The sequence below is a fragment of the Paenibacillus sp. WG02 genome, from assembly GCF_055396115.1.
The window spans coordinates 5585496-5597743 of record NZ_AP036016.1 but is presented as its reverse complement, the minus strand read 5'-3'; the positions used below and the strand labels follow the sequence as shown (position 1 = coordinate 5597743).

Sequence of the window (12248 nt, the reverse complement as noted above, 5' to 3'; positions counted from 1 at the left end):
GTGAACAATAAACCCTGTTGATATTCATACATACAGGAAAACCCTCAGGCATAATGCCTGAGGGTTCCCGGCGAATGACACTGATTTGCTCAGTGTTCTAATGCAACGCTTGAATTTTTGGTACGGAATTGCAAGTGGTAGAAGAATAAGATTCCCACATGCATTGCGGCAAGAATAAGATAAAAATTGCTGAATAGGTAACTGTTCGGATCCGCATTTAACGGATTCCAATGAACGGATGAACTCTGTGCAGCCACAATACCGTAAACGCCTGCAGCTATTCCTTGAGCAATAAAATTGACCATCGAGAAAAGTCCCATACCCACGCCAACCTGATCTTTGGGCAATGATCTTGAAATGGAGTTGGACATAGCAATCTGCAAGAAAGATTGGCCTACATTACCAAATATCAAAAAGAATGAGATCCATTGCGGCGAGATGCCTGTAAAGATGGACAACATGACAAAACAGGTAATTAATGAAATGGAAGCAACAGAGAGCAGATACGAATTGCCTTTCCGATCCGCCAGTTTCCCGCCTTTTCTTCCCAGAAGGGCGGAGGCTGCAGCCGCAGGGACCATGGCGAAGCCGATCCAATTGGAACCAAGATGATAAACTTGCGAAAACAGAATCGGAGTTAAAAAATACAAGGAAACGCCTATGCCACTGATGAGAAACGCCAACGTTATTGCGATGGTATACTTCTTATTACGAAACAACCGAGGTTGGATAAAGGGTTCTTCGGCGGCACGAATTCGAACGATAAAGAGGAGTAAGGTCGCTAAACCGGCAACCAAATACCACCATGTTCGATTCGTGACCCCTAGCAGAAGCAGCGCAATGGAAGCGGCGAGCAAGCTTCCGCCAAGCCAATCGAATTTACGCGGAGCTTGCTTCACTTCATGCTCGAGATATTTTCGATACAGCGGCAGCAGTAATAAAATCAACAGGGAAGGAAGAAACAGCCATCTCCAATTCGCGAAGCTGACGACAATTGCGGAAATAACTGGCGCAAGAGCGCTTCCGAGCGCAATCCCGACGGCGGTCATGCTTAATGCGGAGCCTCTTTTCTCAGGCGCAAAATACCGTACTGGGATAATCAGCGCAATGGCTGGAATAGCTGCTGCCCCCGCAGATTGCAAACACCTTCCTAGAAGAGCGAACCAGAATGTTTGGGAGACGAGCCCCATTAGAGAACCTGCCGCAAACAGCGCCAGACCGAACGTCAACAGGCTCTTCAGTTGAAATCGGTCCGCCAGCTTCCCATAAGTTACGGTTCCAAACGCATAGATAAGCGTATAGGCAGATGACAGCCAGCTCACTTGAGCCAGGGTTAAATGGAACTCCTTACTGATTTGAGGAAGTACAACGTTAAACATAAGGGCGCTCATCGATGACATCATAACGGTAAACATCAATAATCGCATTAAGATAGGGCCTTTTTGCAGCATGGTTTCAGAATTCATGGTTCATCGCTCCTTTGAATGAATGCAAGCACATACTTGCATAATGGTTTATAAAAAAGCTAGGGAGTTAAGGCCCTAGCGAATAACCGCACGCTTTCTTCGATAAATTCGTCCAAATCTACGGGGGACATGTTACTATTGAATGCACCATGATTCATCAACATGAAAGCATATGCCTGTATGTCAGGTTTTGAAGTGATCACTTTACCTTGCTCCGACATGGAAACCAGATAGTTCGTTATAAGCTTCTTAAGTTCCTGAGGATGGCGGTGGGCCTCTTGATATACTTCTGGAGGGAGGTTGCTGCTTCCTTTTTGAATGATTTGAAGCAGTTTTCTGTTCCGATTCATGAGATAATGATACTTTCGACTGATGATAAGAAGGTCCTCATGCAGCTCGCCGGTCAGAGATTCGTTAAAAAGCTTTGTCATCTCTAAGGCATAGTGATAACGGTTGAAGGCAGCTGCTAACAGCTTCTCTTTCGTGCCGAAATGGCGAAATAATGTGACTTCGTTCACTCCGGCAGCAGCAGCGATTTCCTTAGTCGTCGTGCCATCATACCCTTTTTCCGCCATGAGATCGATTGTTGCTAACAGAAGTTTATCACTTGTACTTGGATTGTTGCTCATTGATCTTGATCTACCCTTCTTTGATGCAAGTACTTACTTACATTTTTATTGTAAGAGAGTCATGCTGAAATGTCAAGGACTGGAAGCGTAAATTTTTAAGTCAAATAATAAGCTGACCTTCCTATGTAATTAGCGAAGGGCAGCTTCCACAATCCTATTAACATTTCTGTGTTAATGCATGAAATGCCTGAGCTAGTTTGGATATACCAGGAGCGATCTCATCCATAGAGGGACGAGCAAAGCTTAATCGCAGATGTCCAGGCTCAGAGCCAAATACGGTTCCCGGCATAAACACAACCCCTCGTTTGATCGCTTCCTCTAATAATTTCTGATCATCAAGCTTGTCCTTGAGGGTGCACCATAAATTTAGACCTCCTCGAGCTGGGGTAAAGCTGAGTTGATCGGGTAGTTCTTGTTGAAGGGACCGGATCATGAGATGCTGCTTCAGAGAAAGGGAATCCCTTAGGAAATGCGAATGTTGATCAAACAATTCCGATCCCAGAAATTTATTAGCTAGCCACTGGGGGACAATGCTTAGGCCGAAGTCCATTTGCTGGCGTGCATCAGCTAATCGTTGTACAACAGCCTGTGGAGCTACCAACCAACCGATCCGTAATCCTGAAGCTGCAATCTTGGACAAGGAACCGACATAGAGTACAGAGCCGTGAGTATCGATGGATTTCAACGTATCTGGGGGAGAATGATCAAAGGAAGTAAGGCTGAAAGGATCATCTTCTACGATAGGGATACCGAGTTCAGCAGCGATCTTCAGCAAGGCTTCTCTTTTAGAGGCATGAAGGATCGTCCCTGTCGGATTCTGATAGTTCGGATTCAAAAAAATCATACGAATGCGATGTTGACGGTACAAGGTCATAATGTCTTCGGGGTCGATGCCATTTTCCTTTACGGGTAAGCGAAAAATGCGGAGCCCGGCAGACTGGAACATGGATAACGAATAATAATAAGAAGGGTCTTCAATGGCAACTGCATCCCCGGGAGCTAACAAACATTGCATAATCAAATACAGAGATTGCTGTGAGCCGGACGTGATAAGGATGGAAGCTTCTGTCGCTCGAATACGCAATCTTTCCTCCAAAAAACCTACAAGCGTTTCTCTGAGCGGCAAATACCCACTTGGATCGTCATATCCTAAGTAGGCTTCGAAAGGAATGTCCCTCATTATTTGCTTAATCGCCTCATTAGGGAATAAGTCGGCAGATAACTCGCCACTGGCAAAGTCAATGATCGATTCTCGCTCACGCAGAACCTCACGCACCCGCCGTAAATACGGAAGATTGGGAGCAAAAGTGCCGCCTTCGACATATTGACGCCAATTGGGTGTTAAATTGGGCCTAATTCCCCAAATGTGGTTGCTTACCATAGTGCCGCTTCCGCTAATACTTTCCACTATTCCTCTTGCACGTAACTCCTCATAGGCCTGTACGACGGTGCTTCGGTTTACTTCCAGTCGTTCGGCTAGCTTACGTTCAGATGGCAAGAAACTTCCAGGCGGATATTCGCCATGTATAATACTCCTCTCCATCTCATCGGAGATCTGTTGATAGAGAGGTTTTTTACTCGTTCGGTCAGGTTTGCGCATGTATACCACCATCTTTGAGAAATATCAATGTATTCCATAGTATAATACAGTTCATGAATTCGTTGTTGAACTCTAAAGTAGAATATATGACAAACTCGCTAATCTTTTAATAATGGCTGGGATAAAATGGGCAAGAATGTAGAAAGGGTCTGGTTATTATTTGCAAAATTATTGGAAAATATTCCAAGGTGTTAGCTGTGGAGTAACCCTTTATTCCATCACATTCTCATTGAGATACGTAGTTGAAATAAGATATGGCCCGCTTCAAACCCTTTACGAGAGCATCAATATCTTCTTCCGTATTGTAAATATAAAAACTCGCACGAGCTGTGGATGAAACGTTAAGCCATCTCATTAAAGGCTGGCAGCAGTGATGGCCCGCTCGAATAGCAATTCCTTCCGAATCCAGAACGGTTGCGAGATCATGGGGATGCACGTCTGCTACATTAAAGGTGACTAAGCCGCTCCTTAGATCGGACTGACTAGGGCCATAGATTGAAATTTCTTCAATCAGCGAAAGCTGCTCCAATGCATAGTTGACCAGTTGATTTTCATGACGACGAATGTTAGTTAACCCGATTTGTTGCAGGAAATCGATTGCGGCACCTAACCCGATTGCGCCTGCGATATTCGGCGTTCCGCCTTCAAACTTCCAAGGGAACTCCTTCCAAGTTGATTCGTGTAAGTCCACGTGATCGATCATTTCTCCGCCATATTCATAAGGCTCCATTTTTTCCAAGAGGGCTTTCTTGCCATACAGAACGCCAATACCGGTAGGACCCGCCATCTTATGACCGGAAATGGCCATAAAGTCACAATCCAAATCTTGAACATCCAGCTGAAGATGCGGTGTGCTTTGAGCTGCGTCAACGCAAATCACGGCCCCGTGACGGTGGGCAATTGCCGCTATTTGTTTCACAGGATGAATAGTTCCCATGACGTTGGAAACATGAGTTATGGATACGAACTTGGTTTTCGAAGTGATAGCTTCCTCCACATCCTCTAAGCGAATGGTGCCATCAGGTTGGATGGGGATAAAGCGAAGGGTTGCGCCCGTTTTTTTAGCTGCCTGCTGCCAAGGGATGAGATTGCTGTGATGTTCCATTAGGGTGATCAAGATTTCATCGCCTTCTTTAAGAAACTCTCTCACATAACATTGGGCGACAAGATTTAATGAAGCGGTAGTCCCGCGAGTAAACACAATCTCTGCCGACTCCCTGGCATGGATAAACGATTTGACTTTTTCTCTGGCATTTTCATATGCATCCGTAGCTAATGAACCTAACGTGTGTGCACCACGATGAACATTGGAGTTGTAATTCGTATAATAATCCCGTAAAGCTTCAATGACAGCGTAGGGCTTCTGGGATGTGGCCGAACTATCTAAATACACCAGAGGATGTCCATTCACTTGCTGCTTTAAAATCGGAAATTGGTCTCTTATTTCTTGAATGTTCATGGAGAAAACACTTCCTTTTAAAAGAATGACTATAGAATGACATGATTTGATCTATAATACAAATATCATTAAAATTATGTAATCATAATAATATAGTTATATATTTGGGGGCGCTTATGAATACGAAACACTTGTCCTTGTTCATGCAAGTTATTAAAAAGGGGAGCATTACTCAAGTTGCCAAGGAAACCTATGTGAGCCAACCAGCGATTTCCATGCAGCTTAAGCGTTTAGAGCAGGAAGTAGGAGTTCCGCTGTTTACGGTTGTTGGCCGGGATATCGCTGTGACAGATGCAGGACTTACTCTGATGGAGTATGCAGAGACCATGCTATCATTAGAAGGGCAAATTTATCGGGCCATGGAGGAATATCGACTAGGGAATCGAGGTAAAATCATTGTAGCTGCCTCCCAGGCAGTCGCCGCTTATTTGTTACCGAAATTCTTGTTTTCGTTTACTCAAACCTATTCCGATATCACCGTAGAACTGCTAACTAGAACGGATGAGGAAATTGAGAGATTAGTCAGAATGGGCAGCATTGATATCGGAATGACGCTGCAGCCACCAGACGACCATTTTTCGTTCCGAGTCTCACCATTCGCTCAGGACCGGTTGATAGGTATTCAACCTTCGTTGTCATTTCATAGCCGAAAGATGATCGTACCTCGAGATGTTGTATCCTTACCCATAAATAATGCAGGGGATATGGAGATCATGCATTTCGATACCACCGAGACTGTTAAACAATTTGTGATACAGGGAATGGGGTACGGAGTGATCTTGGAATCAGCAGCCAGTTTAGAGCTATCGTATGGGAGGCTGATGCCTTGGACAACGTTCACACCAATACCTGTCGTAGCAAGTGTTATTACACGGCCTGCCGAACGTCTGTCCAAGAGCGTTTGGTATTTCTTGAATCATCTAAGGAATGGAGAGGAAGGATGATACAGGAATGAATAGCGGGATTGGTTGGGAAAGAAATCTCGAAATTGGGTGGTTACTTGTCCATGAGGCTAAGCTACTATTAAAGTATTGAGTAATCACCTTCTCATAGAAAAAACGAAATGGTAGATTGGGGAGGTATATGTCAGCTCTGAATTCACAAAACCTATCGACCGGTGTTATGTCATCTTTGATGGCCTGCACGGGAGGCGCCATCATGATCATAAATTGTGCAGTAACAGCGGGATTCAGCCGTTCGCAGCTTATTTCCTGGTTGTTCTGCGTTTACTGCCTAGGCGGTATTCTAAATTTGGTATTGACGTTAAAATATAAGATCCCTTTTGCCGGGGCGCACTCGATCACGGCTGTTGCTTTTCTAAGCACGGTTGTCGATCAATTTACGCTGAACGAATTGGCAGGCGGTTTCATTATGGCGGGTGGGCTTATCGCTGTATTCGGCTTTACGGGATTATTCAGTAAAGCGTTGGATTTCATCCCAAAGCCTTTTATTGATGCTATGCTAGCCGGTCTTGTTCTTCAATATGTGGTGAATATCATTCCGGCGTTAAAGGATTCACCTCTGATTGGCGGGATGGCCATTTTAGGTTTTTTTATCGCACCCAAAATTTCCAAATCAATCCCTCCGTTACTAGGGGTGATCCTTTTTGGGGTCTTGGGGCTTGTCATCGGAAATGATTTTCCGGCAGTCCCCGGAAGCTTCCGGGTTTGCTTTACCCCATATCATTATTCCTTCCTTTACCTTGCACAGTTTCTTCTCGATTGCGATTCCGATTGCCGTTCTGATTTTGACTAACGATATTGCCGTGGCTTTAGCTGCTTTGAAGAAAAATGATTATCAACCTCCAGTTAACAAGACGCTTGTGCTTTCAGGGATTGGCACGCTAATCGCCGGTTTTTTTGGAGGTCATGCCGTGAACATTGGGGGGATGATGACAGCTCTATGCAGCAGTAAGGAAGCAGGCCCTAAGGAGAATCGGATAGGTGCAGCTCTAGTTTCCGGGGGATTGGTCACTTTATTCGGTATATTTGCATGGAAAGTCATTATGATTATTGAAATGCTCCCTTCCGCCTTTATTACGATGCTGTCAGGATTTGCCCTCCTGGCTGTATTGTTAAATAGCATGCAAGCCGCGTTCTCAGAGTCGTCTTATCGATATTCGACTCTGTTTGCTTTTCTAATCGCTATTTCCAATGTCTCATTTGTTGGGATATCCTCGCCTGTATGGTCTTTGTTGGTAGGGATACTTTCAGCTCAAATTTTCGGTGAAGGAAAGTTCAATAAGGGAACAAAATCCTTCAGTAACTAAGACCCAAAGAACGGCATTCGGGAGCAGATGCTTCCGGATGCCGTTCTTTATTTATCAAGATACTGCTCTCTAAATTGAGAAGGGGAAGTACCATGAAATTCCGAAAAGGTTTTGATGAAATGACTACTGCTGTAATAACCAAGTTGGTTAGCTATTTCTTGAATTTTCATGTTCGTCTTTTCTATCAATATCTCCTTAGCTTTATGCATACGAATCTGGGTAATGTACCTCGAAAACGTGACTCCGCATCGTTTGCTGAAGAGTGTGCTCAAATAATTAGGCGTAATATTGAATTGAGTCGCTAGTTGATTGATGCTGATATCATCCATATAATGCTGTTCAATATGGCGAATGACTTGATTAATCAGATCCTGATTGGCCAAGTCTTTATTAGCTGAAGTTGGTAACAATTTCTCGCCGAATTCCCTGAGCTTTTCTATCCATATTTTCGAATGAATGTTAGGGTCAAACGATCTTTTGATAGTCGTATTAAAGAATTCACAAATGGCGTGAATGGTTTTGATCTGATGCAGGGGAAGAGAAGCTAATTGTCGCTCCAGGGTGTCTATTTCTTTCTTATAGAATAAGTATTCATTACTTTGATAATTGCGGACGATCCTTTCAACAGTTCGGCTAATTTCAACGATAGGCTGATCGTTATTTTGATAGAAATCCAAATCTTTCTTTAACCATACTCCACTATGGGGTAAGACGGTCCGAAGCGGAGATGCGTTTTGAAGACTTGAAATTTGATGAATACATGTTTCCAAATCATTACTAATATCACTTTGCAATGCAGTTAATGAAAAGTAATCGGTTTTATATTCTATCATCTTGGATTTAATAAAATGGACTAGCTCTGAGCGTATACTTAACATAATTGCATGATGCGACGGACTCCAGGCTGTGATAATCGCATAATCGCCATTACGCAGAGTAATTTTGGCATACCTGATATCTTTATGATTCATCGTTCTTTTCATATGGGTATGAATCTCTTTCAACCATGTTTGTATCAGTTGGAGCTTTAAAGATTCAGATAATGAACTGTCTATACAAATAAGGATGCCGGAAAACTGATAAGATTGAATCCCAGATAAATCCTGTAAAGTTCTGTTTCCCCATACGAAAGAAGAAATTAAAAACTCGAATTCATCATTTCCTTTTACCAAATCATGATTGTAATCCTCTGAAATCTCCTCTACACACCTAGACAATGATTGGGGGTCAACTGGTTTTAATAGGTAATTTTTAACGCCTAGTCGAATGGCTTCTTGTGCGTATTTAAAGTCGGATGAACCTGACAAAATGACCCATCTAGTTTGAGGTGACAGCTCTTTGGCTACTCTAATTGCCTCTAGACCATCTATCTTTGGCATACGGATGTCAATGAAAGCGAGCTGAGGCTGATGCACTTGAGACATTTCAATCAATTCTTCACCATTGCTTGCTTCTCCAACAATATCGAGATGCATGTCTAGCTCCAGCAGCATATTTTTAATTGTTGTTCTAACCCAAGTCTCATCATCGGCAATGATAATTCTCATAAATGTGCTCCTTTTAGTGGAATGGTAATATGAACGGTTGTCCCCACTCCAGGATGACTCTGAATCATGAAACTAGCATCAGGATAAAGCATTTCTAATCTTGCTTTTACGTTAGAAATTCCAATATGATGATTGGTTGATTGAATGTCACTCATTTCGAATCCGACCCCAGTATCACGTACTTTGATTTGGATGAATTCCTTATCTTCATGAACATAAATAAGAGCTTTAGCTTCAACAAGACCTGGGTTATCACTAGGCTCAATGCCATGAATAATCGCATTCTCCACAATCGGTTGAATCAAAAGCTTAGGAATTTGAAAAGAACCTACAAATTTCTCGTAGCCGATATCAATTTGCAGCTTCTCGTTGAACCGGAGTTTTTGAAGCAGGGCATATCCCTGCAAAATGTGAAACTCTTGTTCAATTGTCGTGGTTTGATTATTGGCAAGAATATAGCGGAGCATACCGCTCAAGGCAAATATGGCATCTTCAAGCTTTCGCTTTTCACCTAATTGATTCAAACCAATAAATCCTGTTAATACATTGTAAAGAAAATGAGGTTGAATTTGTGATTGAAGTGCTTGATATTCTGCTTCTTTTAGGGAAAGGGCTATCTTATATTCGCGGTTAATCATATCATTCAATTGAAAAATCATCTTGTTTAAGGATTGTCCAAGCTGTGAAATCTCATCCTTTCCGATAGAGGTAAAACGTGCTTGTAAGTTTCCAGTCCGGACTTCTTTCATGACTCCATTCATTTGTTTAAATGGCCTTACGATCCATCTGGTTAAATACATAAAAAGAATGAAAGTGACCACGATACCTCCGGCGGAGACAATGATAGCAACAGTGGAAATCCATTGTATTTTCGTATTCATTTCTGACTCCGAAAGAAGCACGACAATAGTCCAATTCGCAGATTTTAAGTTTTTGGAAAGGGTTACATATTTTTGGTCACCGATTGCAATCTTGCTGCTTTTGTTAGCGAGTTGAGTCACCAAAGTGTCGGGTACTTCTTTATTGGAATACAGCAGTTGATTGTCCTCATCCATAATCACAATCATGGAATTCATACTAAATGAAATATCTTCCGTTATTTTGCTGAGTGCCCCATAATCTGCATCGGCTATGATAACAGCTATAGGTTCTTTGGAATCGGGATCTTTGATCATACGAGCAACTGAGAATACACGAGTGTTCATCGTTCCGGATAAGTAGTCTTGTTTATGAGATCCTAAAAAAGCAGCATTACCATTAGCTAGAAGCGCCTTCTGGAACCAATTCTGCTCTTGATAAGGAAAGCCCTGCACAAGATTAGTCGCATCAAACCTGCTACTCAAATGTCCTTGTCCATCATTAGTCACAATAACCGTGTTTAAGATCTCTTTTCTTGTACTGATCAAATAACTGGGCAAGGCCCCATTGAGAGCACGAGAGGTTTTTAGTTTAGTATAATCGTCCAAGCTCGAATTGGACTGGTATGCGGTAATTTTGAGGGCTTGTATAAGTTCATCGTTATAGTAAGGTAATAAGGTCAGACGATCCAAGTCATCCAGATACGTTTCTAAGTTTCTTGATAAGGAGTTCATGGCACCCGAGGTTACATGCTGCGTTTCTTCACTAATCAAGCTTTTGAAATAATAAGGTAAAATAATGGCTAATGTAAGAAAAGGCAAAATAATAGTTGCCGTAAAAATAATCATTAATTTATTGCGAAGAGATAAGCTGATTGTCATGAAAGCGCCTCCTAAGAGACAAGCATATAGTGAGGGGGGCTGACGTGTCAATCCAAGTTGAACTGTGTAGAAAATCACAATCAGAGTGTAGATATCCATCATTGAAAACGTTATTACTCATGTTAGGATATGAATGTAAGCAGTTACAAAATATATTTGAGGGGAAGAGAAAGATGAAAAGTATAAAATTTCAAGCCACATTATGCGTACTAATCGCAACTGTAGGAATTTTGTCCGCTTGCGGCTCAAACAAACCGGCAGCCGATATCAAACCTGCTGCAACAACAGAAACAAAGCAAGAGGATAAGAAGGATACAGCTAAGCCAGTCACGATTAGTGTTGCAACAAACGCCATCGGTGAACAAGCCAAAGTTTTACAAACAATCGCTGATAATTTTACCAAAGAGAATCCAACGATCAAAGTTGAATTCAGCGCTCCAGGTAAAGATTACGAAAACATAATGAAAGTAAAAATGGCAAGTAATGATCTCCCGGATGTTTTCTCTACCCATGGTTGGGCCAAAATCAGGTATGGCCAGTATTTGGCTGATTTGAAAGATCAAGCTTGGGTTGGAGCATTAGATGATGCTATTAAACCTGCTGTAACGGACGACAAAGGTAAAGTATATGTTTTGCCAATGGATCAAGATAAATCAGGAATTGCTTACAATGTGGATGTATTAGAAAAATACAACATTGCAGTTCCAAAAACGTACGATCAAATGATGCAAGCGGCTGAAACAATTAAAACCAAAAGTGGAGGTACTGTAGCACCTTTCCATATGGGGGGCTCAGATAACTGGCCAGTGGGACAGTATTTTGACTATTTTGCTACTCCACTTTATGCAAGCGCCGCTAAAAACAATTCTGCCCAGCTGCTAGATGGTACTTTTGATTGGAATAACTGGGATAAATTCGCTCAAATGTTTGCTGATCTATACAAAAAAGGTTACTTAAACAAAGATGTCTTAACAGCTAAGTACAATGATGATGCGAAAGCATTAGCAGAAGGAAAAACGGCTTTTCTTTTCTACGGAGCTTATGTAATTGAAGAAGCAAAGAAAGTGAATCCACAGTTGAAAGCAGGTTTCATGCCAATTCCATCTATCGTTGAAGGTGACAGCCCTACCTTTGTCGGCGGTGAAAAAACAACATGGGGAGTCTCTAAAGATTCCAAAAACATTGAAGCAGCCAAAAAGTTTGTCGCTTTCTACGCAAAAACTGAGAATGCTCAATTGGTGGCAATATCGAATGCGTTGCCTTCCGGAATCAAAGGTGCCAAAGTGGATGCTGGCGATTTAAGCAAATACTATGAGCAGTATAAAGATGTGCGCGTACTTCCGTATTTTGATCGTGTATTTTTACCGAACGGTATGTGGGATGTTATGTGTAAAAATGGTCAAGATATCATTGCTGGCGGAATTACAGCTAAGCAATTCTCTGAAAATATGAAAAAAGAATACACTCGTTTAAGAGCAACAGTTACAAAATAAGGGAATATAGATGGAAATGAATAGCCCCTAATAGCAATTATGGTTA

Annotated in this window: 10 protein-coding genes; 4 read left to right on the top strand and 6 right to left on the bottom strand. The window is 42.1% G+C overall.

The annotated features are described in order from the left end of the window. Nucleotides 1–89 precede the first annotated feature (89 nt). From ACBP55_RS25540 to ACBP55_RS25525, 4 genes are all read right to left on the bottom strand, one after another. Nucleotides 90–1466, bottom strand: coding sequence for an MFS transporter (locus tag ACBP55_RS25540; RefSeq protein WP_464645691.1), 1377 nt, complete (start codon nucleotides 1464–1466; stop codon nucleotides 90–92). 59 nt (nucleotides 1467–1525) lie between these two features. Next, nucleotides 1526–2095 carry a TetR/AcrR family transcriptional regulator gene (locus ACBP55_RS25535; RefSeq protein ID WP_464645690.1) on the bottom strand — a complete coding sequence of 190 codons (570 nt, stop codon included), beginning with the start codon at nucleotides 2093–2095 and terminating at the stop codon, nucleotides 1526–1528. A gap of 157 nt (nucleotides 2096–2252) precedes the next feature. Beyond that, complete coding sequence (gene pdxR, locus ACBP55_RS25530) at nucleotides 2253–3695, bottom strand: MocR-like pyridoxine biosynthesis transcription factor PdxR (protein ID WP_464645689.1); 1443 nt, start codon at nucleotides 3693–3695, stop codon at nucleotides 2253–2255. A 226-nt stretch (nucleotides 3696–3921) separates the two neighbouring features. Then, the gene (locus ACBP55_RS25525; RefSeq protein ID WP_464645688.1) at nucleotides 3922–5154 is read right to left on the bottom strand and encodes a cysteine desulfurase; all 1233 of its coding nucleotides are present in this window, start codon (nucleotides 5152–5154) and stop codon (nucleotides 3922–3924) included. A gap of 116 nt (nucleotides 5155–5270) precedes the next feature. On the opposite strand from ACBP55_RS25525, the gene ACBP55_RS25520 reads away from it, so the two are divergent. From ACBP55_RS25520 to ACBP55_RS25510, 3 genes are all read left to right on the top strand, one after another. Further along, nucleotides 5271–6098 (top strand): LysR family transcriptional regulator, encoded by an 828-nt coding sequence (locus tag ACBP55_RS25520; protein WP_464645687.1) that lies wholly within the window; start codon nucleotides 5271–5273, stop codon nucleotides 6096–6098. Between the two features lie 214 nt (nucleotides 6099–6312). Beyond that, nucleotides 6313–6909 carry a benzoate/H(+) symporter BenE family transporter gene (locus ACBP55_RS25515; RefSeq protein ID WP_464645686.1) on the top strand — a complete coding sequence of 199 codons (597 nt, stop codon included), beginning with the start codon at nucleotides 6313–6315 and terminating at the stop codon, nucleotides 6907–6909. Continuing rightward, nucleotides 6857–7423, top strand: coding sequence for a benzoate/H(+) symporter BenE family transporter (locus ACBP55_RS25510; RefSeq protein WP_464645685.1), 567 nt, complete (start codon nucleotides 6857–6859; stop codon nucleotides 7421–7423). Before ACBP55_RS25515 ends, ACBP55_RS25510 begins: the two co-directional genes overlap by 53 nt. Nucleotides 7424–7470: 47 nt before the next feature. Here the strand turns inward: ACBP55_RS25510 and ACBP55_RS25505 are convergent, their stop codons facing one another. Next, nucleotides 7471–8970, bottom strand: a complete 1500-nt coding sequence (locus tag ACBP55_RS25505; RefSeq protein ID WP_464645684.1) for a response regulator transcription factor — start codon at nucleotides 8968–8970, stop codon at nucleotides 7471–7473. Then, nucleotides 8967–10709 (bottom strand): cache domain-containing sensor histidine kinase, encoded by a 1743-nt coding sequence (locus ACBP55_RS25500; protein WP_464645683.1) that lies wholly within the window; start codon nucleotides 10707–10709, stop codon nucleotides 8967–8969. Before ACBP55_RS25500 ends, ACBP55_RS25505 begins: the two co-directional genes overlap by 4 nt. Before the next feature lie 173 nt (nucleotides 10710–10882). On the opposite strand from ACBP55_RS25500, the gene ACBP55_RS25495 reads away from it, so the two are divergent. Beyond that, nucleotides 10883–12202, top strand: a complete 1320-nt coding sequence (locus ACBP55_RS25495; protein ID WP_464645682.1) for an ABC transporter substrate-binding protein — start codon at nucleotides 10883–10885, stop codon at nucleotides 12200–12202. The last annotated feature ends 46 nt before the right edge of the window (nucleotides 12203–12248 follow it).

Bases quoted from the DNA above. Each gene is read 5' to 3' on its own strand.
- ACBP55_RS25540 (WP_464645691.1), bottom strand. From the start codon at position 1,466: ATGAATTCTGAAACCATGCTGCAAAAAGGCCCTATCTTAATGCGATTA.
- ACBP55_RS25535 (WP_464645690.1), bottom strand. From the start codon at position 2,095: ATGAGCAACAATCCAAGTACAAGTGATAAACTTCTGTTAGCAACAATC.
- pdxR (WP_464645689.1), bottom strand. From the start codon at position 3,695: ATGCGCAAACCTGACCGAACGAGTAAAAAACCTCTCTATCAACAGATC.
- ACBP55_RS25525 (WP_464645688.1), bottom strand. From the start codon at position 5,154: ATGAACATTCAAGAAATAAGAGACCAATTTCCGATTTTAAAGCAGCAA.
- ACBP55_RS25520 (WP_464645687.1), top strand. From the start codon at position 5,271: ATGAATACGAAACACTTGTCCTTGTTCATGCAAGTTATTAAAAAGGGG.
- ACBP55_RS25515 (WP_464645686.1), top strand. From the start codon at position 6,313: ATGATCATAAATTGTGCAGTAACAGCGGGATTCAGCCGTTCGCAGCTT.
- ACBP55_RS25505 (WP_464645684.1), bottom strand. From the start codon at position 8,970: ATGAGAATTATCATTGCCGATGATGAGACTTGGGTTAGAACAACAATT.
- ACBP55_RS25500 (WP_464645683.1), bottom strand. From the start codon at position 10,709: ATGACAATCAGCTTATCTCTTCGCAATAAATTAATGATTATTTTTACG.
- ACBP55_RS25495 (WP_464645682.1), top strand. From the start codon at position 10,883: ATGAAAAGTATAAAATTTCAAGCCACATTATGCGTACTAATCGCAACT.